Below are 24415 nucleotides of genomic sequence, written 5' to 3'. Positions count from 1 at the left end.
TTCAGGAAGGGGAACGAGCATGGCGGCCATGAAGCCGCGGACGGGTGATGGCCCGCTCGAGGTGACCAAGGAGGGGCGGGGCATCGTCATGCGCGTTCCGCTCGAAGGCGGCGGTCGGCTCGTCGTCGAGCTGACCCCTGACGAGGCCGCGGCGCTCGCCGACGCCCTCAAGAACGTCGTCGGCTGAGGCGTCAGCGACCATACCCTTTCGGCCGCCCCGGTACCGCAAGCGGTGCCGGGGCGTTGCCGTACCCCCGGGTACTCCCCGCCGCGGTCAGCGCTTGACGGCGCAGAGCAGCCCGTCGCCGACCGGCAGCAGCGACGGCACCAGCTCCGGGGTCTCCCGGACCGAGCGCAGCAGCTCGCGCAGCCGCAGCACCTCGGTCGGCTGGGGTCCGGAGTCGACCGTACGGCCGTTGGCGAAGACGCCCTCGAAAACCACCAGGCCACCGGGGCGCAGCAGGCGCAACGATTCAGCGAGGTAGTCGGAGTACTCCTGGCGGTCGCCGTCGCAGAAGACCAGGTCGTAACCGGCGTCCGCGAGACGGGGGAGCACGTCGAGGGCGCGGCCCGGGATGAAGCGGGCCCGGTTGCTGGCGAAGCCGCAGGCGCGGAAGGCCTGCCTGGCGAACTGCTGGTGCTCCGGCTCCGGATCCACGGTGGTCAGCACGCCGTCCGGGCGCATCCCGTGCAGCAGATGCATCCCGGACACCCCGCACCCCGTGCCGATCTCGGCGACCGCCTTGGCGTCCACGGAGGCGGCGAGCATGCGCAGCGCGGCGCCCGTGCCGGGCGACACCGAGCGCAGTCCTGCCTCGCGGGCCCGGTCACGGGCCCACCGCAGTGCTTCGTCCTCGGCGACGTAGGCGTCGGCGAACGCCCAGCTCGTCTGCCGGTTGCCGGTAATGACCCTCTCCTGTCCCCGTGGTTGCCTGGGCGTGACTGTATCCGTTGGCACCGGGAACCCGCAGATGGGACCGGGCGTTTAGAGGGGTGGAAGACGACGCGGGGGGACACGAATGGATCACGACGACAGGGAAGCGGTCGATCACCTGCTGATGCGGCTGGACGAGCCCTATCAGCACAGATCAAATTCTCGTAAAACCGCTTATCCGGAGCTAACGGGCGAGGTGGCTATGGTAGGGGCTCCACTGGACACCACCAGAGCCGACAGGGGAGGTGCGGCTGCACCCGCGGATCGGGGAGGAGTGCTGCGGCGCTTTCTCGGATCGGCAGGCAGGCCGAAATCCGTGAACGACACCGCTGCTGACCCCAGCCACGCCGAAGCCTTCGCCATGGGCGAGGCCCAGACCGCGACCTTCTCCACCGACGCGGACGGGCAGGCATGGACTCCGCCCACGTGGGAGGAGATCGTCAGCACGCACAGCGGCCGCGTCTACCGCCTGGCCTACCGTCTCACCGGTAACCAGCACGACGCCGAGGACCTCACCCAGGAGGTCTTCGTCCGCGTCTTCCGCTCCCTGTCGACCTACTCGCCGGGCACCTTCGAGGGCTGGCTGCACCGCATCACGACCAACCTGTTCCTAGACATGGTCCGGCGCAAGCAGCGCATCCGCTTCGACGCCCTCGGCGAGGACGCGGCCGAGCGCCTGCCCAGCCGCGAGCCCACCCCCTCGCAGGCCTTCAACGACGCGCACTTCGACGCCGACGTCCAGCAGGCCCTGGACACCCTCGCGCCCGAGTTCCGCGCCGCCGTCGTCCTGTGCGACATCGAGGGCCTGTCGTACGAGGAGATCGCCGCGACCCTCGGCGTCAAGCTCGGCACGGTCCGCTCCCGTATCCACCGCGGCCGCTCGCAGCTGCGCAAGGCCCTCGCGCACCGCTCCCCGGAGGCCCGCAAGGCCGAGCGGCGCTCCTTCGTGCCCCGCGTTCCCGCACTGGGAGGAGGGGGCGCGACCGCGTGAGTGGATCACGACCGAAACCTGCCGAGCGACAGCTCGCCGAGCAGCACCTGGGAGACCGACTCTCCGCCTTGGTGGACGGAGAGCTCGGTCACGAGTCGCGTGACCGCGTCCTGGCCCACCTGGCGACCTGCGCCCGGTGCAAGGCCGAGGCGGACGCCCAGCGCGCACTGAAGAGCGCCTTCGCGCAGGCCGCCCCGCCCCCGCCCTCCGAGAGTTTCCTCGCCCGTCTCCAGGGGCTGCCCGGGGGAGGCGACACGGACGGCGGCTCGCCGTTCGGCGAGGGAGGCCCCTCGGGACGCAGATCCGACAGCGGGCTCTTCGGCGTGAGCCGGGAGGACCGCTTCGAGTTCGGCTATGTCCCGGCCCACCCGCACGACGCGGCCGCGGCCGCCGACCGGGGCTTCCGCATCCACCCCGTCGGCCGCCCGGACGGCGACCGCTCCGCCTCGCGCGGCATCCGGTTCGCGTTCGTCGCCGCAGGAGCGGTCTCGCTGGCGGCCGTCGCCCTCGGCGGAGTCACCGCGGGCATGCCCGGCACCCCGGCCGCCGACGCCCGCTCCACCGGAGGCGGCAGCGTCGCCCCGGCCGGTACCGCGGGCACGGGCACGACCGGCGCCGCCGACTCACAGCGCCGCCGCTCGCTCACCCCGCTGCCGGCGTCCGGCACGTTCCTCGGCGGCACGACCGCGGCAGCCACGGCGGCGTCGACCTCGGTGTCCGCTCCGCTGCTTCCCGGGGTGCCCTCCCCGGCCGCGGCGCAGCAGGCGCTGCGGGAACTGACCGCACCGGTGATGGCCGGCGTGGCCGCGGTCTCCCCGCTGATACGGCCGCTGACCGCCAACCCGCCGTTCGCCCTCACCTCGTGGGCCGGCACCCCAGGGGCGACCGCCACCAGCCTGCTCGCCGCACCCGTCCCCGACACGACCCCCGCTCCCTCCCCGTCCTCCCCCGCGGCCCACTGACCACCTGTCGAACGGTCCCTGCGCGGCGAGCCGCGAACCTGGTTGAATCCTGTGAACCAGCCATGCCCGAGACAGCGCTCCGGGCACGGATTCGACCTTCCGCGAGCCCGCCCGTGCGTGGGGGCCGCGGGGTAGCCGCGAGGAGGACATGGACGAGGCGATACCGACGTCACCGGAGACACCCGGGGACTCGGTGCCTGCTGCGGGGGAGCGGGCCAAGGAGGTGACACCGGCCGTGCCGAGCGGGGCGGCCGCAGACACCGACGGCGACTTCCGACTCGCAGCCCCGGCGGTGGCCCCCGCCGGGAACGTCCAGGAGGCCACCGAAGGCGGGGGCGACTTCCAACCGAAGCCGCCGACGGGCGAGGCCGAGACGCTCCCGGACCCGGCCGAGGCGCCGGACGTGATCGTCGAGAGCGCCGCCGCTACCGGTCGCGCATCCGCCGCGGAGGACGCCGCCGTTGTGGAGTCCTGTCCGGCTGCGGAGGACGCCGTCGTTGTGGAGTCCCGTCCGGCTGCGGAGGACGCCGTCGTTGTGGAGTCCCGTCCGGCTGCGGAGGACGCCGTCGTTGTGGAGTCCCGTCCGGCTGCGGAGGACGCCGTCGTTGTGGAGTCCCGTCCGGCTGCGGAGGACGCCGTCGTTGTGGAGTCCCGTCCGGCTGCGGAGGACGCCGTCGTTGTGGAGTCCCGTCCGGCTGCGGAGGACGCCGTCGTTGTGGAGTCCCGTCCGGCTGCGGAGGACGCCGTCGTTGTGGAGTCCCGTCCGGCTGCGGAGGACGCCGCCGCCGTGGACTCCGCTCCGGCCGCGGAGGGCGTTGCCGCTGCCGGAGCCGTCCCGGCCGCTGATCGCCCCCAGCAGCCCCGTCACGCCCCCGCCCCCTACGGCAGCCCGCCCTACGGCCGTCCCGGCCCCTGGGCCCCCGCTCCGCCCGTTCAGCACCCGGCCACGCTCGCCGCCGAGCAGGCCCCGCCGGCCGACGGCACCTGGGCCGCGCAGACGGACCTCCGGCAGACCGGTGCGGGCGGGCCGGCAGCGGGGCGCCGGCGTGCGCGCAGTCGGCGGACCTTCGCCGCGGGCGCGCTGCTGCTCGCGGTGGTCTCCGGTGTGGGCGGCGGGCTGATCGGCGCCTATCTGGAGCGCACCGGCGGCCTGGAGGCCGTACAACTGCCCCAGCCCGGTCCGCCGCCTCCCGGGCGGCCGCCGGGCAGCATCGCCGGGATCGCCGCGCGGGCACTGCCCAGCGTCGTCACCCTGCATGTCACCGGCACCGACGAACAGGCCACCGGCACCGGCTTCGTGCTCGATGGGCAGGGCCACATCCTCACCAACAACCACGTCGTCGCACCCGCGGTGTCCGGCGGCGGCCGGATAACGGTGACGTTCAGCAGCGGAGCCGCCGCCACGGCGACCGTCGTCGGCCGGGACAGCGGCTACGACCTGGCCGTCGTCCAGGTGCACGGCGTCCGCGGCCTCACGCCCCTGCCCCTCGGCGACTCCGACGACGTCCGCGTCGGTGATCCGGTCGTCGCCATCGGCGCCCCCTTCGACCTGCCCAACACCGTCACCGCCGGGATCATCAGCGCCAAGGAACGGCCCATCACCGCGGGCGGCGAGAACAGCGACGGCAGCGACGTCTCGTACGTCGACGCGCTCCAGACGGACGCGCCGATCAACCCGGGCAACTCCGGCGGCCCCCTGCTCGACTCCCGCGCCCGGGCGGTCGGGGTCAACTCCGCGATCCGCTCCGCCGACAGCGCGGACGGCCTCGGCGACGGGCAGTCGGGGTCGATCGGGCTCGGCTTCGCCATCCCGATCAATCAGGCCAAACGCGTCGCCGAGGAGCTGATCGGCACCGGGAGGGCGACCCACCCGGTCATCGGGATCACCCTCGACATGAACTACACCGGCGACGGTGCCCGCATCGACGAGAAGGCCGCCGACGGCGGACCGGCGGTCGCCGCGGACGGCCCCGGCGCACGGGCCGGTCTGCGGGCCGGCGACGTCATCGCCGGACTCGACGGACAGCCGGTCCACTCCGGTGAGGAGCTGATCGTCCGCACCCGGGCGCACCGCCCCGGCGACCGGCTGAGCCTCACCGTCGAGCGGGCCGGCGCCGAAATACGGCTCGCGCTGGTCCTGGGCTCTTCGGACAGGAACTGACAGAAACCTCACAGGCGGGGCCCCATACAGGCCCCGACTAGGCAAACAACCCGGAAAACCGGTCGTATACACGCAGTCCGAGAGCCCGGGACGGTACCGGTCGGACAGGTGGGCCGGGTACCGTGGACCCGGCCCGGACCACGGAACACCCGCAACAGCGACCGGAGGGCCGAGGACCGCGGACATCGCAAGGAGCTTCAGGTGTTCAATGACGTAGGACCGCTCGAGCTGGTGACCATCGTTGTGATCGCCGTGCTCGTCTTCGGTCCGGACAAGCTCCCGAAGGTCATCCAGGACATCACGCGGACCATCCGCAAGATCCGGGAGTTCTCGGAGAGCGCCAAGGCGGACATCCGCCAGGAACTCGGTCCTGAGTTCAAGGACTTCGAGTTCGAGGACCTCAACCCCAAGACGTTCGTCCGCAAGCACCTCGACAACGACGAACTGGGGCTCAAGGAGATCCGCAACGGCTTCGACCTGAAGAAGGAGATGGCCGAGGTCACGGACGCGGTGAACAGCCGCGAGGCCGACTCCGCGTCCTCGTCTTCTTCTTCGCCGTCCTCGTCGGGGAGCGGCCGGATCGACATGACCAAAAAGCCCGAGGGCTCGGGCGACGACGACCGTCCGCCCTTCGACGCGGACGCCACCTGAGCCTCCTCACACATCCGGACCAGCGGCGTACGTGACGCGTTTCATAGCGCGAGTACGCCGCTCACGGCTTGATCCGGCCTTTCGCGCGACCCACCCGCCGGGCGCTTTCGCTGCTGGTCCCGGCAGTGTCGATATGCTGCCGAGTTGTTGTGCGGACCGGACGAGTGCGCCCGAAGGGGGGCGGGCCGCCCCGGACCGACTGAGCGAGGAGGCGTCCGGCAGATGGAGACGACAAGTCGGGTGGACGGACAGGCGTTGGTCACGGAGGGCGGACAGCAGTTCGCCGCCGCCCGCCGCACGGTCGACGGCTACCTGCTGGCGCCCTTCCCTTGGTACGGCCTCGACGAGGCGTTCACGGGACCGCGCTGGCTGATGCAGGTGGGCATGGCGGCCGACGGGGCCGTCGAGCACGGGTCGATCGGACACGGGGACGAGCCGTCGGTGCGCAACGAGCACCTGGCCGCGGCCGCGAACGAGTCGAGGGAGAAGTTCGCGGTGGTCGTGACCGTCGCGGCGAGTCCGTCCCGGCGGAGCGCCGACGGCACGGGTCTCCTGGAGGCCACGTCGGTCTCCTCGGCCGCGTGGCTGGCCGGCGTCGGCCTGCTGTCCTTCACCTGGCCGGGCCAGATGGACCACAGCCTCCGGGACGACTGGCTGGACCAGCAGACCGAGACCGCGTGGGAACTGGCCGACGACCTGGCGGGCGACGTGTGGTCGACGCTGTCCCTCCCGGTGGACGGGGTGTCCACGCCGTTCCACTACCGGGAGTCGGAGTTCGGCTGGGTGCTGGCCGGCTCCACGTCGGAGGGGGTGCATCTGGGGGCGTACGGCAGAGGGATGTCCGCGTACGGTCTCGGATTCGCCATGATCAAGGACATCGCCGAGTACGCCTGACGCGTTCGGCCGCGCGTCCGCGCGAGCAGGGCCACGGGCACTGGCCGGGACGGCGTACGACGAAGGGGGCGCCGTCCCTGACGGACGGCGCCCCCTTCGTATCGCCTCCGGAGCTCGTTCGGAGCCCGTTCGGCCTAGAACTTGTTCTTCGGCGTGATCCCCAGCGACAGCCCCGACAGGCCCCGCTGCCGGCCGCCCAGCTTGCCCGCGATCGCGCGCAGGGCCGAACCCGCCGGGGAGGCGGGGTCGGTCAGGACGATCGGCTTGCCCTCGTCGCCGCCCTCGCGGAGGCGGACGTCGATCGGGATGTTGCCCAGGACCGGGACCGTGGCGCCCGTCGTGCGGGTCAGACCGTCGGCGACCAGCTGGCCGCCGCCCGTGCCGAAGACGTCGAGCATCTCGCCGCAGTGCGGGCAGGGCAGGCCCGACATGTTCTCGACCACGCCGACGATCTTCTGGTGGGTCTGCACCGCGATGGAGCCCGCGCGCTCGGCGACCTCGGCCGCCGCCTGCTGCGGGGTCGTGACGACCAGGATCTCCGCGTTCGGGACCAGCTGGGCGACCGAGATGGCGATGTCACCGGTGCCCGGCGGGAGGTCGAGGAGGAGGACGTCGAGGTCGCCCCAGTACACGTCCGCGAGGAACTGCTGGAGGGCGCGGTGCAGCATCGGGCCGCGCCAGACGACCGGGGCGTTGCCCGGGGTGAACATGCCGATGGAGATGACCTTCACGCCGTTCGCCGACGGCGGCATGATCATGTTCTCTACCTGGGTGGGGCTGCCGTCCGCACCGAGCATGCGCGGGACGGAGTGGCCGTAGATGTCGGCGTCCACGACGCCCACCTTCAGGCCGTCCGCCGCCATCGCGGCGGCGAGGTTGACCGTCACGGACGACTTGCCGACGCCGCCCTTGCCGGAGGCGACGGCGTAGACGCGGGTGAGGCTGCCGGGCTTGGCGAAGGGGACCTCGCGCTCGGCCTGGCCGCCGCGCAGCGCGGACGCCAGCTCCTTGCGCTGCTCGTCGCTCATCACGTCCAGCGTGACGTCGACCCGGGTGACGCCCTCCACCCGGGAGACCGCGTCCGTGACGCGCTGGGTGATCGTGTCCCGCATGGGGCAGCCGGAGACCGTCAGGTACACGGTGACCGCGACCGCGCCGTCCTCCCCGATCTCCACCGATTTGACCATCCCCAGTTCGGTGATGGGTCGGTTGATCTCGGGGTCGTTCACCGTCGCCAGTGCCTCGCGCACCGCGTCTTCGCTAGCCATACACACGATGGTACGGCGAGGTGCCGTGCCCCTATAACGCCCGTCAACGGTCGTCTACGTCACGCCTCACCGACCGTTCTGCCGGGAATACGGCATGTTCGTGATGCCCGTTCCGCCGTTCGTCCATCTCCTTGAGCAGGTCCTGCAGCTCCGAGCGGATCCAGTCCCGGGTCGCCACCTCGCCCAGCCCCATCCGCAGGGCGGCGATCTCCCGGGTTAGATACTCGGTGTCCGCGATGGACCGCTCGTTCTGCTTGCGGTCCTGTTCGAGGTTGACCCGGTCGCGGTCGTCCTGCCTGTTCTGCGCGAGCAGGATCAGCGGGGCCGCGTAGGAGGCCTGCAGGGACAGGGCCAGCGTCAGGAAGATGAACGGGTACTCGTCGAAGCGGAACCTGCCGGGCGCCGCGATGTTCCACAGCACCCAGGCGATGATCACGAATGTCATCCAGACGATGAACCGTCCGGTGCCCAGGAACCGTGCGATGCGCTCGGACAGCCGTCCGAAGGCCTCCGGATCCCACTCGGGCAGCAGCCTGCGCCGCGGCGGGCGCGGCTGGTCCAGGCGGGCCCCGCGGGGCCGGGTGGCCGCGGTGGCGCCCGACGGCGTCCGCTCACGGCCGCTCTCACGTTCAGGTGCCATGGGTCCCCGCCCTCTTCTCCTCCGTCTGCTCCTCCCCGTCCAGGTGGAACTCGGTCTCCCGCCAGTCCTCCGGCAGCATGTGGTCCAGTACGTCGTCCACGGTCACCGCGCCGAGCAGCGACCCCGCTTCGTCCACCACAGGCGCGGCCACCATGTCGTACGTCGCGAAGAACCCGGCGATGACCGGGAGCGTGGCGTTGGGGGCGAGCGTCTGCAGGTCGTCGTCGACGAGCGAACTGACCAGGGTGTACGGGGGGTCGCGCAGCAGGCGCTGGAAGTGGACGGTGCCCAGGTACTTGCCGGTCGGGGTGTCGTCGGGCGGGCGGCAGACGTAGACCTGGGCGGCGAGGGCGGGGGAGAGGTCGGGGTTGCGGACCCGGGCGAGGGCGTCGGCGACGGTGGCGTCGGGGCGCAGGACGATCGGCTCGGTGGTCATCAGGCCGCCCGCCGTGTGTTCCTCGTACGACATCAGGCGCCGCATCTCGGCCGCGTCCGCCGGCTCCATCAGGCTCAGCAGCCGTTCCTGGTCCTGCTCGGGGAGTTCGGAGAGCAGGTCGGCCGCGTCGTCCGGATCCATGGCCTCCAGGACGTCCGCCGCCCGCTCCTCCTTCAGCTTGCCGAGGATCTCGATCTGGTCGTCCTCGGGGAGCTCCTCCAGCACGTCCGCCAGGCGGTCGTCGTCCAGAGCGGCGGCCACCTCCGCGCGGCGCTTGGCGGAGAGGTGGTGCAGCACATTGGCGAGGTCGGCCGGGCGCAGCTGCTCGAAGGTGGCGAGCAGGCTCTCGGCTCCCTGGCCGTGCTCCTCCAGGGAGAAGCCGGTGACCTGCGACCACTCGACCGTGAGCGTCTCGCCCCTGGCCCGCCGGAAGGTGCCCGTCCTGCCCTTGCGGACGAAGACCCGGTCGACCTCCCAGTCCCGGCGGGCCGGCAGCTGCTGCACGGCCAGGTCGAGGACGGTGACCTCCTCGTCCGTCTCGACCAGCTTGACGCGGCGGTCGAGGAGTTCGCCGAAGACCAGGCGTTCGGTGGGGCGCTGCTCGAAGCGGCGGACGTTGAGCACGCCGGTCGTGATGACCTGACCGGACTCGACGCTCGTCACCCGGGTCATGGGCAGGAAGATGCGGCGCCGGGTGGACAGTTCGACGACCAGGCCGAGCAGTCGCGGGGGCTTGCGGCCGACGCGCAGCATGACGACGAGGTCCCTGACGCGGCCCACTTGATCGCCGTTGGGATCGAAGACGGCGACACCGGCGAGGTGCGAGACGAAGATCCGGGGAGCGCCGGCTGCCATGGTTTCGCTTCCTTTGCCTACGGACGTGCCACTTGATGTTCTTCCTGTCTTTTCTGCCCGCTCGGTGGGCTTCAGGCTAGCCCGTACCGATCGGATACGCCCTGGTGGGCGGTCCGGACGGACCCGCTCCGCCGGGCGGGTGGGGCACCGGTACGCTGCGGTACGCCGTGCCGGATCCGTCAGAAGGGTGGCCCTGTCTGTGACCACGATCGCTCCGGGCCGTATGCGCCGCTCCGCAGTGGTGACGGCGGTGTGCGCACTGGCCGTCCTCGCGGGCTGCAGCGAGGATCCGGACGCGGGGACCAACGGGGTGGGGAAGCTGTCCGCGGCCGTGATCCAGTCGAGGACGCGGGCCGCGGCGACGTCGGTGGAGACGGTACGGATGGCGGGGACCGTGGTGACGAGCGGGCGTACGTACCGGCTGGACATGCGCCTGAACAAGGACGGCGGAACCGGGTCGGTCACCTCGAAGGGCTCGACCTTCCAGTTGCTGCGGGTGGGCGAGAGGCTGTATCTGCAGGCCGACGCAGACTTCTGGAACCATGCGGACGGCAGCGACACGAGTGCGGCCGGGACGCTCGGCGGCAAGTACGTGAAGGTGCCGCAGGGGGACCCCGCGTACAAGAAGTTCAGTGGCTTCACGGACAAGGATCTCCTCCTCTCAGGCCTGCTGACCCTGCGCGGCCCGCTCTCGACGGCGGGTCATCACGAACAGTCGGGCACCCGCACGATCCGCATCACCGGCGACGGCGGCTCGGGCGGCACCCTCGACGTCTCCCTGGACGGCAAGCCGTACCCCCTCCGCCTGGAGCGCGGCGGCGGCGCCGGCACCCTCACCTTCTCGGACTGGGGTAAGGACTTCAGCGTGTCCGAGCCGGAGAAGGGTGAGACGGTGGACTACGGGAGACAACTGCCGACGTCGTAGGGGGCGTCGGGGTGGCCTGGGGCGACTTACGGCGGGTTCGGACCGCCGGTCGCCGCCGCGGCGGATCGGGAGGACCGGCGGATTGACGAGGCTGTGGACTGACAGTTCGGGCGGATCGGCAGGGCTGGTGGACTGACGGGACCCGTGGGTCTGACACTGCCGGTCGCCGCCGTGGGGGCTGAGCGCCGTCGCGACGGACCGATGGGACCGACGAGCCTTTGGGGCCGATGAGCTTCTGGGACCAGCGGGGTTATGAGGCTGGCGGGTTCTTGCGGCCGGTGGGTTCGTGGCACCGGTGGGTTCTTGAGGCCGGTGGGTTCGTGGGAGCGGCGGGGTTATGAGGCCGGCGGGTTCCTGAGGCCGGTGGGTTCGTGGGACCGGCGAGATTCTGGGGTCGGCGGGGTCGTTGGGGTGGGGGCGGTGGTTCGACTTGAAGTACCGGGCCCCTCTGATTCCACCGCGACGACGATCAGCCACGACGGCCTCGACCGGCGGTGCCGAACTCTGCGCAGCCCTCGACTACTTGGGCTTTCTCCGTTTGGTGAGCAGCCGCGGCAGGCCGGCCGGGACCGGGTGGCGGGTCGTGACCGGGGTCGGTACCGGTGCCTCCGCCAGGTTCCCCGTCGGCAGTGACCCCGTCGCCCCCGTCGGCGTCAGGCGCAGCACCCTGCACTCTCTCGCCCACCGCTCCGTCATCGCCTCGCCGTCGGGTGCGTTGAGGCGTTTGCCCTTCAGCTCCGCCACCGCCGCCTCCCACTCGGGGGAACCGGCGGACAGTTCCGTCACCGTCGCCGTCCAGGTGACCAGCCGGCCGCCCTTGTCCTTGCTGCGGACGGTCACCTCCGCCGACCCCCCGTCGGCCAGCCCCGTCAATGGCTGCTCGGCCCCGTCGCCGACCAGGCACACGCCCCCGTCGGCCCACACATGCCACACCGCACGCGCGGCCGGCGCCCCGGCGCCCCGGACCCAGACGAGGCCGGACTTCTTCGTGGCCTCCTCGACGAGGGCCTGGTCGAGCAGCTCGCTTGTCATGGCGCCCACCCTAGAGCCAGCCGTTGCGCTTGAGCGTGCGGTGGATGCCGAGACAGATGACGACCGTGACGCCCATGATCACCGGGTAGCCGTACTTCCAGTGCAGCTCCGGCATGTACTTGAAGTTCATGCCGTACACCCCGCACACCATCGTCGGTACGGCGATGATCGCGGCCCAGGCCGTGATCTTCCGCATGTCCTCGTTCTGCGCCACGGACGCCTGCGCGAGGTTGGCCTGGAGGATGGAGTTGAGGAGTTCGTCGAAGCCGACGACCTGCTCCTGGACGCGGGCGAGGTGGTCGGCGACGTCCCGGAAGTACTTCTGGATGTCGGGGTCGACCAGCCGCATCGGGCGCTCGCTCAGCAGCTGCATCGGGCGGAGCAGGGGCGACACCGCGCGCTTGAACTCCAGCACCTCGCGCTTGAGTTGGTAGATGCGCGCCGAGTCGACACCTCGGGAGACCCCGCCCTTGCGGCTGGGCGTGAAGACCTCGGTCTCCACCTCGTCGATGTCGTCCTGCACCGCGTCGGCGACCGCGACATAGCCGTCGACGACGTGGTCGGCGATGGCGTGCAGCACGGCCGAGGGGCCCTTGGCGAGCAGCTCGGGGTCGTCCTGGAGCCGGTGTCGCAGCGCCCGCAGCGAGCCCTGGCCGCCGTGCCGGACGGTGATGAAGAAGTCCCGGCCGGTGAAGCACATGACCTCGCCGGTCTCCACGACCTCGCTGTTCGCGGTGAGCTGGTCGTGCTCGACGTAGTGGATGGTCTTGAAGACGGTGAAGAGCGAGTCGTCGTACCGTTCCAGCTTCGGGCGCTGGTGGGCCTGGACGGCGTCCTCCACGGCCAGCGGGTGCAGCCCGAACTCGCTCGCGATACCGGCGAATTCGGCCTCGGTCGGCTCGTGCAGGCCGATCCACACGAACCCGCCGTCGCGGCGCACCAGCCGCATCGCCTCGTGCGGGGTCAGCGGCTTCGCCGTCTGGACGCGGGCGCCGTCGCGGTACACGGCGCAGTCGACGACGGCCGATGGCGTACCGGGGTCGCGGGTGGTGTCGTACGCCCCGGTGTCCGGCCGCAGGCTCTTGCGCAGGGACGGACGGGACGGGCGGACCACGGCACGGAGGTCGCGGATCATCGACATGGGCAGGCTCCTTCGCGACAGGCAACGAAAGATCACCGGTGAACGGGTGGAACTACCCGGAATGAGGACGTCCTGACTGCGGATGTTTGGCACGTCCACAAAGCGGGGAGCACCGCACCATTGCGGTGATGTCTTCGCTACTGATTCGGATCAGACGAACAGATCCAGACCGATCCGGAGCGGATCAGTCAGAGGGATCAGGCAAGCGAAACGAAGTGCTCTTCCGAACGACAACGCGCACGAAAAGGCGGCAGCCAGCCAGAGAAGAAATCAGAGGCCGGAAGAGCGAGTGGTACTGCACGGGTGACTTCGATCCATGACAGCCCCACCTCCTCCAGCCGGTCCCTCGTAAGGGAGTGCCAACGGTGTCGGGGACTTACCGCGACGCGCTGCGTGCTGCCCAGAACCACCGCGGTCAGAGTAGCAGTAGCCCTCAGTGTCAAGGCGCTGCTTTGCCCGGTACTGACGAGTTCTATGCTCACGACATGGCTGATGTTCTTCCTCTGGTCGAGGCCCGGTTGAGCACCGCGCTGGGCGAACCGGACGCGCGTGCGGCGGTCACCTTCCTCGGTACGGACCGTATCGAGGTGCTCCGTTTCCACGAGGATCTCCAGGGCGAGAAGGTCGCCCGCTACGCCACGCTCGGCATGTCCGCACACCCCATGACCGACCCCACCGCGATGGTCGCCGACCCCGTCAAGGGACCCCGGGCGGAGCTGGTCCTGTCGGTCCGCGCCGGGCTCGCCGAGACCGACAAGGTGCTCCGCGCGCTCGCCGTACTCGCCGCGTCTCCGCAGGTCGAGGGTCTGATCGTGGCACCGGGTGCATCCCTCGACGTCGGCGATCCGCTGTGGCCCGGCGCCCCCTTCACCTCGGTCCTGGTCGGCGAGCCGGGCGGTCTCGTCGAGGATCTGGAGCTGGACGAGCCCCTCGACCCCGTACGGTTCCTGCCGCTGCTGCCGATGACGCCGAACGAGGCCGCCTGGAAGCGTGTGCACGGCGCGCAGGCCCTCCAGGAGCGCTGGCTCGCGAACGGGACGGACCTCCGGGATCCGAACCGGAAGTCCGTCCCGCTGGACTGACCCGCCGGACGGCCAGAGGGGTGAGCAAGCTCACCAAGCGCTGTCCGGAAGAAGCCAGTTGGCAAAGACCGCGACGAAGCCCTCCGCCGGCTGCCCGGCGTCCACCGGATCGGGAGGGCGCGCACCGATGCCCGCCTCTTTGTGAGGTTGCGTGCGCCGGTCGGGTGATCGTCCTTGACGTGGGGGATTCCGGGTAGGACCGTGGGGCCCTATGAGGGGCGAACCCAGTTGCCCGAAGTGTGGTGGCCGGGTCAGGGCTCCCGGACTCTTCGCCGACACCTGGCAGTGCGACGTGCACGGGACCGTGCATCCGGTACAGCCCGTGATCCCGCCCAGCGTCGAGGCCCTCGGTGTGGTGGTGCACCGCACCCAGGTGCCGGTGTGGATGCCCTGGCCGTTGCCGGTCGGCTGGCTGTTCACGGGTGTGGCGTGCGCCGGTGACGACCGCAGCGGGGGGCGTGCGACGGCCGTCGCCTGCTCCGGACCCGCGCCGCTCGGCGGCATAGGGGAGATGATCCTGGTCGCCGAGGAACTGGGCGTCGGGCTCGGGGCGCGGTACGCGGGCATCGACGGGCCGGATCCCGGGCCGGGGATGAACGTGGAGAAGCCGCCGCAGGCGAAGGTGCTGGCCGTCGGGCGGCCGACGCCGTTGTGGCATGTGTCCGGGGCGCCGGACGACAGGGCCGTTTTCGCAGGCGAGGCCCGGGGACTGTGGCTGTGGATCGTGGTGTGGCCCGAGCAGACCGGGTTGCTGATGTACGACGAGCTGGTGCTGACGGACCTGCGGGATGCGGGGGCCGAGGTGGACCTGGTGCCTTGCGGTGCGTTGTCGCCGCGCTTGCTTGAGCCGTAGCGCCCAAGGGGGTGGGGTGTCGGCCGGTGCGCGGCAGCAGGTGGTGTGTGGCTGGTCGCGCAGTTCCTCCCCCAGCCTTCGGCCGGGGGTACCCCCAGCGCCCCTGGGTTGGCTGCGTAAAGGTCGCTCACAGGTTTCGGGTGTGACAGGGCAGCTCCGTCAAGCCGTTATCCTTGACGCGTTCCCTATCCGTGCCGTCCCGCTGGAGTCCGTGTCGTGCGTATCGATCTGCACTGCCACTCCACCGCCTCCGACGGTACGGACACCCCGGCTGAGCTGGTGCGCAATGCCGCCGCTGCCGGGCTGGATGTCGTCGCGCTGACCGATCACGACACCACCCGCGGGTACGCCGAGGCCGTCGCCGCGCTGCCCGAGGGGCTCACCCTGGTCACCGGGGCCGAGCTGTCCTGCCGGGTCGACGGCGTCTCCATGCACATGCTGGCCTACCTCTTCGACCCCGAGGAGCCCGATCTGCTCGCCGAGCGTGAGCTGGTCCGGGACGACCGGGTACCGCGCGCCCACGGCATGATCGCCAAGCTGAACGGGCTGGGCGTGCCGGTCACCTGGGAGCAGGTCGCGCGGATCGCCGGAGACGGCTCGGTGGGGCGGCCGCATGTCGCCTCCGCGCTCGTCGAGCTCGGTGTCGTACCGACCGTGAGCGACGCCTTCACGCAGGAGTGGCTGGCCGACGGCGGCCGGGCCTATGTGGAGAAGCACGAGACCGACCCTTTCGAGGCGATCCGGCTGGTCAAGCAGGCCGGCGGGGTGTGCGTGTTCGCGCACCCCGGGGCCTCCAAGCGCGGGCGTACCGTGCCGGAGTCCGCGATCGCCGAGATGGCCGCGGCCGGCCTCGACGGCATCGAGGTCGACCACATGGACCACGACGAGGACACGCGCGCACGGCTGCGGGGCCTCGCCGGGGAGCTGGGGCTGCTGGTCACCGGGTCGTCCGACTACCACGGCAGCCGCAAGACCGTGCTGCTCGGCGAGTACACGACCGACCCCGAGGTGTACGGCGAGATCACCCGCCGGGCGACGGGCGCGTTCCCGGTGCCGGGGACCGGCGGGGCCTGAGGCCGGCCCTCGCACTTCCCGTCCGTCTTTCTCCACGCAAGGCACGTAGTTCCGTCATGTTCGACCTCGCCGTCTTCGGCTCCCTCTTCCTGACCCTCTTCGTCATCATGGATCCCCCGGGGATCACCCCGATCTTCCTCGCCCTCACCGCCGGCCGGCCCGGCAAGGTGCAGAAGCGGATGGCCTTCCAGGCCGTGTGCGTGGCGGGCGGCGTGATCACCGTCTTCGGGCTGCTGGGGCACCAGATCCTGGACTATCTGCATGTCTCCGTGCCCGCGCTGATGATCGCGGGCGGGCTGCTGCTCCTGCTCATCGCCCTCGACCTGCTCACCGGCAAGACCGACGAGCCGAAGCAGACCAAGGACGTGAACGTGGCGCTGGTGCCGCTGGGCATGCCGCTGCTGGCCGGCCCCGGTGCGATCGTGTCGGTCATCCTCGCCGTGCAGAAGGCCGGCAGCGTCGCCGCCCAGGTGTCTGTGTGGACCGCGATCCTCGTGATCCATGTGGTGCTGTGGCTGGTGATGCGCTACTCGCTGCTGATCATCCGGGTCATCAAGGACGGCGGCGTGGTGCTGGTGACACGGCTGGCGGGCATGATGCTCTCCGCGATCGCCGTGCAGCAGATCATCAACGGTGTCACCCAGGTGATCAAGGGCGCGTAGCCGCTCCGCGCAGACGCAGAGCCCCCGTACGGTATCGGTGCCGTACGGGGGCTCTGAAGACTCTGCGGTGTTCCGCGCGTCAGTACTGCTTCACTGCTTCGTGTTGCGTCGTCGTGTTACGAAGCCTGGTTCTCGGCCGGTCGGATCCACAGGCGCTGCCCGATGGCGGCGGCCTGCTGCACGATCCTGTTGACGGAGGCGGCGTCCACGACGGTGCTGTCCACGGCCGTGCCGTCAACCTCGTCGAGTCGCATGATCTCGAAGCGCATGGCCTCTCCCTTCGTCGCTGTTCTGCCCTAGTCAACGACTTGCGTGTTACAAACATTCCCTACGCTAAAGAAATTTTTCGAACGACTAATTACTGACCGGTACGAGGTATCGAGGAGACTGACCGGGACTGGTTGTGTTCGCAGCGTGACCGCCGGGACAATGGAGGTGATGAACGACGACCTCGCCGCCCTCCAGGCCCGTATCGACCACACGAACGAGCTGCTCACCCGCATGCTCGCCGAGGTGGCCAAGACGCCCTCGACGCATGCGATCTTCGTCGACGCCGGGTACCTCTACGCGGCCACGGGCCGGCTCGTCGCCGGGACGGAGGACCGCCGCGCCTTCGACCTCGACGCCGAGGGGCTGATCGAGGCGCTCATCGACAAGGCCCGCCAGATCTTCGCGGACAGCAGGCTGCTGCGCGTCTACTGGTACGACGGCGCCCGCCGCCGTATCCACACCGCCGAACAGCAGACCATCGCCGAGCTGCCCGACGTCAAGGTCCGCCTCGGCAATCTCAACGCCAACAACCAGCAGAAGGGCGTCGACTCCCTGATCCGCACGGACCTGGAGTCACTGGCCCGGCACCGCGCGATCAGCGACGCGGCCCTGCTCGGCGGCGACGAGGACCTGGTCTCCGCGGTCGAGGCCGCCCAGGGGTACGGCGCCCGCGTCCACCTCTGGGGCATCGAGGCCCCGGAGGGCCGCAACCAGGCCGAGCCGCTGCTCTGGGAGGTCGACAGCCAGCGCACCCTCGACCTTGAGTTCTTCAAGCCGTACGTCTCCAGACGCACCGCCGCCTACGAGACCGGCACCCCCCGGCCCACCCGCGAGGACGTCCGCTTCGTCGGCGCGCAGATCGCGGCGAAGTGGCTGTCCGCACGCGGCCGCGAGGCACTCGTCGAGCTGCTGCCCGGCCATCCCTACCTGCCCGGCCCGGTCGACCAGGACCTCCTCGTCGAGGCCGAGGGCATGCTCCAGTACTCCCTGCGCGGCCAGGCCGACCTCCGCCGCGCCCTGCGGGACGGCTTCTGGGAGCACCTCCAGACGCAGTACTAGCCCTGCTGGGGGGTGCCGTCCCAGAACGCGGCGATCGCCTCCGCGGTGGGGGCCGGCCGCTCGGTGTTGGGGGAGTGCTCCGCCCCCGCGATGACCGTCCTGTGCGCCCCCAGCCGTAGCGCCATGTCGTCCAGCAGCGGCACCGGCCAGGTGTCGTCCCGCGCGCCCGACAGCACGTGGAACGGCAGCGGTACGGCCGCCAGTTCCGCGACGCGGTCCGGCTCGGTGCACAACTGGCGGCCGGTGGCGATGAGTTGGGCCGGCTTGTTGCCCAGCCAGCGGCGCCGCAGATCCGCGCCGTCCTCCGGTTCCCCGTCCAGGCCGTCGACCAGGCCCTCGTCCAGCTCCTCGGGCGCCTCCATGGCCTGCATGGCATCCCACACCTCGGCCATCGACATCACGGCGAGCGCGTCCCGCAGCAGCTTCACGCGCTGCTGCTGGGAGGCCGAGATCTGCGCCGGGCCCGACGCCATCAGGGTCAGCGAACGGAACGGAGCGTGGTCCAGGAGCACGGCCGCGCGCGCGATCTGACCGCCGAGGGAGTGCCCCAGTAGCTGCACGGGCCGGCCGTCGCCGACCGCCGCCGCCTGCGCGAGCACGTCCCGCGCCAACTCCTCCTGTGCGTACGCCGATTCGTCGTCAGCCGGCCCGTCCGACTCGAACTGCCCGCGCCCGTCCACGGCGACCGTGCGGTACCCGCGCGCGCCGAGTGCCGTCAGCAGCGGGCTGAAGTCCTCCTTGCTGCCGGTGAACCCGGGCAGCAACAGCGCGGTCCCCTTGGGCTCGGCCCCGGCGGCCACGGGCGCGTCGACGACGGCGAACTCACCCCGCTCGGTGGCGAGCGCGTACGCCCGGGCACCGGCGGGCGGGACAAAGGTACGAGGCCTGCTCATGAGGGAGAGGTTATCCGGAGGCCGGCGACGGCCCGGGGGACGGTGGGTGAATCCCGCAGCCCGGGGCACGGACGCCGACGGCCCGGCCCACACGGAGTGGGCCGGGCCGTCGTGGTGCGTGACGCGATCAGGCCTCGGGAGCCGCGGCGGCGGCCTTCCGGGTCCGGCGGACCTTCGGCTTGGCCTCCGGCTCCGCACTGGCCTGCGCCGGGATCTCCGCGGTGGCGGCGGCTGCCGTCTTGCGGGTGCGGCGGGGCTTGACCTCAGCGGCCTCGGCGGTGTCCACGGCCGCCTCGGCTGCGGCTGCGGCCGTCTTCCGGGTCCGTCGCGGCTTGGGCGCAGCTTCGGTCTCGGTGACCTCCGGGGCGGCGGCTGCCGTCTTGCGGGTGCGGCGGGGCTTGGCCTCGGTGCCTTCGGCGGTGTCGACGGCGGCTTCGGCGGTCGCTGCCGTCTTCCGCGTGCGGCGCGGCTTGGCTTCCACGGCCTCAGCGGTCTCGGTGACCTCGGGGGCGGCGGCCGCGGTCTTGCGGGTGCGGCGGGGCTTGGCCTCGGTGCCTTCGGCGGTGTCGACGGCGGCTTCGGCGGTCGCTGCCGTCTTCCGCGTGCGGCGCGGCTTGGCTTCCACGGCCTCAGCGGTCTCGGTGACCTCGGGGGCGGCGGCCGCGGTCTTGCGGGTGCGGCGGGGCTTGGCCTCGGTGCCTTCGGCGGTGTCGACGGCGGCTTCGGCGGTCGCTGCCGCCTTCCGCGTGCGGCGCGGCTTGGGCTCCTCGGCGGCCTCCGGCTCCACGGCGGCCACCACCGGCGCGGCCGGCTCTGCGGCCTTGCGGGTGCGACGGCGGGCCGGTGCCACCGGGGCCTCGACGGCCTCGGCGGTGTCCACCACGGCCTCGGCGGCGGCCGCCGTCTTACGGGCGCGGCGCGGCTTCGGCTCCGCGACCGCTTCGACCGTTTCGACTGCCTCGACGGCTGCCACAGGGGCGGCGGCCTCGGGCGCCTCGACGGCCTTGCGGGTGCGGCGACGTGCGGGGGCCTTCGGCGCCTCCTCGGCCTCCGGGGCCTCGGTCACCGGCGTGGTCTCCGCCACCGGTGCGGCCTCGGCCGACCGGCGGGTGCGACGGCGGCGCGGCGTCTCCGGCGCGACCGGCTCGACGACGGCCTCCACCGTCTCGACGACCGTCTCCGGCGTCACGGCCGCGGGCGTCGCCGCCGCCGGGGCGGCGGCCGCCAGCGGCTCCTGCGAAGCCCCGGCACGCGTACGGCGACGGCGACGGGGGGTCCGGGCGGCCGTGGGCTCCTCGGCGACGGAGGACGCGGACTCGGCGGCCGGCCCCGTGGACGCCGTACCGTTCGCCGGATCCAGGGCCGAACCGCCACGCGTACGACGGCGCCGACGCGGGGTGCGGGCCGGACGCTCGCGCTCCTCGGAGCGGGGGGCCTCGCCCCGGCCGCCCCGGGCACCGCGCCCGCGGCCACCGCGGCCGCCGGTCTCGCCCAGGTCCTCCAGCTCCTCCGCCTCCAGCCCGGCGCGGGTGCGCTCCGAGCGCGGCAGGACACCCTTGGTGCCCGCGGGGATCTTGAGGTCCTCGAAGAAGTGCGGGGAGGTCGAGTAAGTCTCCACCGGGTCCGGGAACTTCAGGTCCAGCGCCTTGTTGATGAGCTGCCAGCGCGGGATGTCGTCCCAGTCGACGAAGGTGATCGCGGTACCCGACGCGCCGGCGCGGCCGGTACGGCCGACCCGGTGCAGGTACGTCTTCTCGTCCTCGGGGGACTGGTAGTTGATGACGTGGGTGACGCCCTCGACGTCGATACCGCGCGCGGCGACGTCGGTGCAGACGAGGACGTCCACCTTGCCGTTGCGGAACGCGCGCAGCGCCTGCTCGCGGGCGCCCTGGCCCAGGTCGCCGTGGACGGCGCCGGAGGCGAAGCCCCGGTGCTGCAGCTGCTCGGCGATGTCGGCGGCGGTGCGCTTCGTGCGGCAGAAGATCATCGCGAGCCCACGGCCCTCGGCCTGCAGTATGCGCGCGATCATCTCCGGCTTGTCCATGGAGTGCGCGCGGTACACGAACTGCGCGATGTTCGCGACGGTCGCGCCCTCGTCGTCCGGCGCGGTGGCGCGGATGTGGGTGGGCTGGCTCATGTACCGGCGCGCGAGGCCGATGACCGCGCCCGGCATGGTGGCCGAGAACAGCATGGTCTGGCGCTTGGCCGGAAGCATGTCGATGATCTTCTCGACGTCGGGCAGGAAGCCCAGGTCGAGCATCTCGTCGGCCTCGTCGAGGACGAGCGACTTGATGTGCTTGAGGTCGAGCTTCTTCTGGCCCGCGAGGTCCAGGAGCCGGCCCGGGGTGCCGACGACAACGTCGACGCCCTTCTTCAGGGCCTCGACCTGCGGCTCGTAGGCACGGCCGCCGTAGATGGCGAGAACGCGTACGTTACGGACCTTGCCGGCCGTCAGGAGGTCGTTGGTGACCTGGGTGCAGAGCTCGCGCGTGGGGACGACGACGAGCGCCTGCGGGGCGTTGGTGAGGGCCTCTGGGGCGGCGCGGCCGGCCTCCACGTCGGCGGGGACGGTCACGCGCTCCAGGAGCGGCAGACCGAAGCCGAGGGTCTTGCCCGTGCCGGTCTTGGCCTGGCCGATGACGTCGGTGCCGGACAGGGCGACCGGGAGCGTCATCTCCTGGATGGGGAAGGGGTTGATGATGCCGACGGCTTCCAGGGCCTCGGCGGTCTCGGGAAGGATTCCGAGTTCACGAAACGTCGTAGTCAGGGTGCTGCCTCTTCTGTGTGTCGCGGCGCGAGGCGAGCGCGGGGGTCTTTGACGGACCGTGCCGGGGACGTCGGCTGCCTTACGGGCGGGCCGTGGGGGGCACGCCGTAGTGCACGGGACCTCTGCCGACGCTCTAGCGCTCGTACCGCTGAGGGTGTGTCCCTCCGGTCGTCGTACGCACAGTGCCGTACGAGCCGGGAGGGCTGTCGGGTCGGAGCCGATCGGGCCACCGACCGGGCATCCTCATACGTGCGGCCTGTCGAGGGACGTCGAAATACGTCGGCGTACCAGCAGGCGCATTACCACCATACCCCGGAATCGCGCACATGTGATGGCCGATTTGGTCACGTCGTGGTAGTCACAGTGGATGACCTGGGGCTTCCCGGGGGCGAAGAGCGGGCTATTGTGCGCTTCATGACGAGCTCTGACAAGCCTGAGAACGCCTCCGCCGCACCGACTGGTGTCGCCGCCCAGGACTGGGCGCAGGCGTCGGCCGAACCGCAGTACCGTGCCGCGGTCGTGGACCTGCTCGGCGCGCTCGCGTACGGCGAGCTCGCGGCGTTCGAGCGCCTCGCGGAGGACGCCAAGCTGGCGCCCTCGCTGGTCGACAAGGCCGAGCTGGCGAAGATGGCGTCGGCCGAGTTCCACCACTTCGAGCGGCTGCGGAACCGACTGACCGAGATCGGCGAGGACGCCACGCAGGCGATGGAGCCGTTCGTCGCCGCCCTCGACGGCTTCCACCGGCAGACGGCGCCGTCGGACTGGCTGGAGGGCCTGGTCAAGGCGTACGTCGGCGACTCCATCGCCAGCGACTTCTACCGGGAGGTCGCGGCGCGGCTGGACTCCGACACGCGCGAACTGGTGCTGGCCGTCCTCGACGACACGGGGCACGCCGAGTTCGCCGTGGAGAAGGTACGGGCCGCGATCGACGCGGACCCTCGCGTGGGAGGCCGACTGGCGCTGTGGGCACGGCGGTTGATGGGGGAGGCGCTGTCGCAGTCCCAGCGGGTGGTCGCCGACCGGGACGCGCTGTCGACCATGCTGGTGGGCGGTGTGGCCGACGGGTTCGATCTCGCCGAGGTGGGGCGGATGTTCTCGCGTATCACCGAGGCCCACACGAAGCGGATGGCTGCGCTGGGCCTGGCCGCCTGACGCCCTGTGGGGGTGGTTTCGGGGGGTTGCGCGGCTGCGGGCCGGTGGGGCTGGTCGCGCAGTTCCTCCCCCAGCCTTCGGCCGGGGGTACCCCCAGCGCCCCTTTCGGGGCGCTCCGGTGGAGCTACGCCGGGATCGATCGTCGGCGCAGGCGGCGGCCCGTCGGGCGGAGGAGCAGGGACAGGGACGCCGCCGAGACGATCGCCGCTCCCACGAGGCTCACGAAAGCCGTACCGGGGCCCAGCGCGCTGTGGGTGACGAAGTCGCCGAAGAGCGCTCCCGCGGCGCCTGTGCAGAAGACCAGGGGGCGGGCCGGGAGACGGTGCGCCAGGCGGCTGGTCGCGGCCCACGCCAGGGCCAGACCGAGCAGGGCGGATCCAAGGACTTCCAGGAGCATCACGAGGGGGTCCCTCCCACGGCCGGCCCGTGCTTCACGGTCGTAGCCCGTCATACCCGTGACCTGCGGAATGCAATCCTCCTCTGTGGGCGACTTGTGGGCCCGATGTGGAGGCCTGACACGGCGAGGGGGCCCGGTGGACACACGTCCGCCGGGCCCCCTCGCACTGCTGTGGCTAGATCGCGCTGAAACCCACCTTGCGCACCGTCGGCTCACCGAGCTCGATGTACGCCAGGCGCTCCGTCGGGACGAGGACCTTGCGGCCGCGCTCGTCCTCCAGGGACAGCACCTGCGACTTGCCGGCCAGCGCGTCGGCGACGAGGCGCTCGACCTCCTCGGCGTTCAGACCGCTCTCCAGCACGATCTCGCGGGGCGCGTGCTGCACGCCGATCTTGACCTCCACGGCTATGTCCCTCCGACGGTCAGTGAAGTGCGCGACCTTCCGCGCCGTACGCTGCACACATTAGCCCGGTGAGGGGACCTACACGCGGCGCGCCTGCACGCCAGGAGCGAACAGCGAACGGGAATGCCCCGCGCCGACGGCGGCGGAAGACGGCGGACGGTCGTCAGTGATGGGAGTCGATGCCGTGCAGCGGGAAGCCCGCGATGCCCCGCCACGCCAGTGACGCCAGCAGCTGTACCGCCTGGTCGCGCGGGACGCTGCGGTCGCTGTGCAGCCAGGAGCGCGCCACCACCTGGGCGAGGCCGCCGAGGCCGGAGGCCAGCAGCATCGACTCAGCGCGGGAGAGACCGGTGTCCTCGGCGATGACCTCGCAGATCGCCTCGGCGCACTCGGTGGTGACCTTGTCGACGCGCTCGCGTACCGCGGGCTCGTTGGTCAGGTCGGACTCGAAGACCAGACGGAAGGCGCCGCCGTCGTCCTCGACGTACGCGAAATAGGCGTCCATGGTCGCCCGGACGCGCTGCTTGTTGTCGGTCGTCGACGCGAGCGCCCCGCGCACCGCATGGATCAGCGCGTCGCAGTGCTGGTCCAGCAGCGCCAGGTACAGGTCGAGCTTGCCCGGGAAGTGCTGGTAGAGCACCGGCTTGCTGACGCCGGCGCGCTCGGCGATGTCGTCCATCGCGGCCGCGTGGTACCCCTGCGCGACAAAAACCTCCTGGGCGGCGCCCAGCAGCTGGTTCCGTCGGGCACGGCGCGGCAGGCGAGTGCCCCGCGGGCGTGCCGCCTCTGTCTGCTCGATGGCTGTCACGCCGCCTCCCAATGTCGTCCACATGCGGATTGCTCCGCGCGGCCATCGTACTTTTCGGTAACCGTCCTGTGCGCGGTGCGAGCGCAGAATTTCACGTACCGGACG

General features: G+C 71.5%; 25 protein-coding genes. 13 read left to right on the top strand and 12 right to left on the bottom strand.

All coding sequences use genetic code 11. The annotated features are described in order from the left end of the window. Window positions 1-19: 19 nt before the first annotated feature. Window positions 20-187, top strand: coding sequence for a DUF3117 domain-containing protein (locus EDD90_RS19990; RefSeq protein ID WP_069751535.1), 168 nt, complete (start codon window positions 20-22; stop codon window positions 185-187). 87 nt (window positions 188-274) lie between these two features. On the opposite strand, the gene EDD90_RS19985 is transcribed toward EDD90_RS19990, so the two are convergent. Next, entirely contained in the window at window positions 275-958 is a 684-nt protein-coding gene (locus tag EDD90_RS19985; RefSeq protein ID WP_123974333.1) for an O-methyltransferase, read from the bottom strand. A gap of 250 nt (window positions 959-1208) precedes the next feature. On the opposite strand from EDD90_RS19985, the gene sigE reads away from it, so the two are divergent. The 5 genes from sigE to EDD90_RS19960 all read left to right on the top strand — a co-directional run bounded on the left by sigE (window position 1209) and on the right by EDD90_RS19960 (window position 6593). Continuing rightward, on the top strand, window positions 1209-1925 hold the full coding sequence (gene sigE / locus EDD90_RS19980; RefSeq protein WP_123974332.1) for an RNA polymerase sigma factor SigE: 717 nt from the start codon (window positions 1209-1211) through the stop codon (window positions 1923-1925). Continuing rightward, window positions 1922-2887 carry a zf-HC2 domain-containing protein gene (locus EDD90_RS19975; RefSeq protein ID WP_123974331.1) on the top strand — a complete coding sequence of 322 codons (966 nt, stop codon included), beginning with the start codon at window positions 1922-1924 and terminating at the stop codon, window positions 2885-2887. The genes sigE and EDD90_RS19975 overlap by 4 nt, the downstream gene beginning before the upstream one ends. A gap of 643 nt (window positions 2888-3530) precedes the next feature. Beyond that, the gene (locus tag EDD90_RS19970; protein WP_398928553.1) at window positions 3531-5048 is read left to right on the top strand and encodes a S1C family serine protease; all 1518 of its coding nucleotides are present in this window, start codon (window positions 3531-3533) and stop codon (window positions 5046-5048) included. 201 nt (window positions 5049-5249) lie between these two features. Beyond that, window positions 5250-5699 carry a sec-independent translocase gene (locus EDD90_RS19965; protein ID WP_123974329.1) on the top strand — a complete coding sequence of 150 codons (450 nt, stop codon included), beginning with the start codon at window positions 5250-5252 and terminating at the stop codon, window positions 5697-5699. Between the two features lie 222 nt (window positions 5700-5921). Beyond that, complete coding sequence (locus EDD90_RS19960) at window positions 5922-6593, top strand: hypothetical protein (RefSeq protein ID WP_123974328.1); 672 nt, start codon at window positions 5922-5924, stop codon at window positions 6591-6593. Window positions 6594-6727: 134 nt separating this feature from the next. On the opposite strand, the gene EDD90_RS19955 is transcribed toward EDD90_RS19960, so the two are convergent. The 3 genes from EDD90_RS19955 to EDD90_RS19945 are packed head-to-tail and all read right to left on the bottom strand — an operon-like array spanning window position 6728 to window position 9792. Beyond that, the gene (locus EDD90_RS19955) at window positions 6728-7861 is read right to left on the bottom strand and encodes an Mrp/NBP35 family ATP-binding protein (protein ID WP_123974327.1); all 1134 of its coding nucleotides are present in this window, start codon (window positions 7859-7861) and stop codon (window positions 6728-6730) included. 43 nt (window positions 7862-7904) lie between these two features. After that, the gene (locus EDD90_RS19950) at window positions 7905-8501 is read right to left on the bottom strand and encodes a DUF1003 domain-containing protein (RefSeq protein ID WP_123974326.1); all 597 of its coding nucleotides are present in this window, start codon (window positions 8499-8501) and stop codon (window positions 7905-7907) included. Continuing rightward, window positions 8491-9792, bottom strand: coding sequence for a magnesium transporter MgtE N-terminal domain-containing protein (locus EDD90_RS19945; RefSeq protein ID WP_123974325.1), 1302 nt, complete (start codon window positions 9790-9792; stop codon window positions 8491-8493). The genes EDD90_RS19950 and EDD90_RS19945 overlap by 11 nt, the downstream gene beginning before the upstream one ends. A gap of 199 nt (window positions 9793-9991) precedes the next feature. On the opposite strand from EDD90_RS19945, the gene EDD90_RS19940 reads away from it, so the two are divergent. After that, window positions 9992-10717, top strand: a complete 726-nt coding sequence (locus EDD90_RS19940) for a hypothetical protein (RefSeq protein ID WP_185149160.1) — start codon at window positions 9992-9994, stop codon at window positions 10715-10717. 519 nt (window positions 10718-11236) lie between these two features. Here EDD90_RS19940 and EDD90_RS19935 read toward each other — a convergent pair. Next, complete coding sequence (locus EDD90_RS19935) at window positions 11237-11749, bottom strand: hypothetical protein (protein WP_123974324.1); 513 nt, start codon at window positions 11747-11749, stop codon at window positions 11237-11239. Between the two features lie 10 nt (window positions 11750-11759). Then, entirely contained in the window at window positions 11760-12890 is a 1131-nt protein-coding gene (locus tag EDD90_RS19930; protein ID WP_123974323.1) for a magnesium and cobalt transport protein CorA, read from the bottom strand. A 485-nt stretch (window positions 12891-13375) separates the two neighbouring features. Here EDD90_RS19930 and EDD90_RS19925 point away from each other — a divergent pair, with 485 nt between their 5' ends. From EDD90_RS19925 to EDD90_RS19910, 4 genes are all read left to right on the top strand, one after another. Then, a complete protein-coding gene (locus tag EDD90_RS19925; protein WP_123974322.1) occupies window positions 13376-13972 on the top strand; it encodes a suppressor of fused domain protein in 597 nt (198 codons plus the stop codon). Window positions 13973-14183: 211 nt separating this feature from the next. Next, complete coding sequence (locus tag EDD90_RS19920; RefSeq protein WP_123974321.1) at window positions 14184-14825, top strand: DUF6758 family protein; 642 nt, start codon at window positions 14184-14186, stop codon at window positions 14823-14825. A 216-nt stretch (window positions 14826-15041) separates the two neighbouring features. Continuing rightward, on the top strand, window positions 15042-15899 hold the full coding sequence (locus EDD90_RS19915) for a PHP domain-containing protein (protein WP_123974320.1): 858 nt from the start codon (window positions 15042-15044) through the stop codon (window positions 15897-15899). Between the two features lie 56 nt (window positions 15900-15955). Further along, window positions 15956-16561, top strand: coding sequence for a MarC family protein (locus tag EDD90_RS19910; RefSeq protein ID WP_123974319.1), 606 nt, complete (start codon window positions 15956-15958; stop codon window positions 16559-16561). A 116-nt stretch (window positions 16562-16677) separates the two neighbouring features. On the opposite strand, the gene EDD90_RS55555 is transcribed toward EDD90_RS19910, so the two are convergent. Continuing rightward, entirely contained in the window at window positions 16678-16830 is a 153-nt protein-coding gene (locus EDD90_RS55555; protein ID WP_185149159.1) for a hypothetical protein, read from the bottom strand. Window positions 16831-16999: 169 nt separating this feature from the next. Between EDD90_RS55555 and EDD90_RS19905 the strand changes: the two genes are divergently transcribed. Then, window positions 17000-17890, top strand: a complete 891-nt coding sequence (locus tag EDD90_RS19905) for an NYN domain-containing protein (RefSeq protein WP_260327952.1) — start codon at window positions 17000-17002, stop codon at window positions 17888-17890. Here EDD90_RS19905 and EDD90_RS19900 read toward each other — a convergent pair. Further along, a complete protein-coding gene (locus EDD90_RS19900) occupies window positions 17887-18783 on the bottom strand; it encodes an alpha/beta fold hydrolase (RefSeq protein ID WP_123974318.1) in 897 nt (298 codons plus the stop codon). The two genes, EDD90_RS19905 and EDD90_RS19900, sit on opposite strands and share 4 nt — an antisense overlap. Before the next feature lie 127 nt (window positions 18784-18910). Further along, a complete protein-coding gene (locus EDD90_RS19895) occupies window positions 18911-21457 on the bottom strand; it encodes a DEAD/DEAH box helicase (protein ID WP_185149158.1) in 2547 nt (848 codons plus the stop codon). A gap of 498 nt (window positions 21458-21955) precedes the next feature. On the opposite strand from EDD90_RS19895, the gene EDD90_RS19890 reads away from it, so the two are divergent. Continuing rightward, window positions 21956-22702, top strand: a complete 747-nt coding sequence (locus EDD90_RS19890) for a ferritin-like fold-containing protein (RefSeq protein WP_123974316.1) — start codon at window positions 21956-21958, stop codon at window positions 22700-22702. A gap of 124 nt (window positions 22703-22826) precedes the next feature. Here the strand turns inward: EDD90_RS19890 and EDD90_RS19885 are convergent, their stop codons facing one another. The 3 genes from EDD90_RS19885 to EDD90_RS19875 all read right to left on the bottom strand — a co-directional run bounded on the left by EDD90_RS19885 (window position 22827) and on the right by EDD90_RS19875 (window position 24310). Further along, window positions 22827-23099, bottom strand: a complete 273-nt coding sequence (locus EDD90_RS19885) for a hypothetical protein (RefSeq protein WP_123974315.1) — start codon at window positions 23097-23099, stop codon at window positions 22827-22829. Between the two features lie 175 nt (window positions 23100-23274). After that, a complete protein-coding gene (locus EDD90_RS19880) occupies window positions 23275-23502 on the bottom strand; it encodes a DUF3107 domain-containing protein (RefSeq protein WP_185149157.1) in 228 nt (75 codons plus the stop codon). Between the two features lie 163 nt (window positions 23503-23665). Then, the gene (locus tag EDD90_RS19875) at window positions 23666-24310 is read right to left on the bottom strand and encodes a TetR/AcrR family transcriptional regulator (RefSeq protein WP_123974313.1); all 645 of its coding nucleotides are present in this window, start codon (window positions 24308-24310) and stop codon (window positions 23666-23668) included. Window positions 24311-24415: the final 105 nt, after the last annotated feature.

Origin of the sequence: Streptomyces sp. Ag109_O5-1 (assembly GCF_003814875.1) — a bacterium.
Lineage (GTDB): Bacteria > Actinomycetota > Actinomycetes > Streptomycetales > Streptomycetaceae > Streptomyces > Streptomyces sasae.
This window is presented reverse-complemented; position numbering and strand designations above follow the sequence as displayed.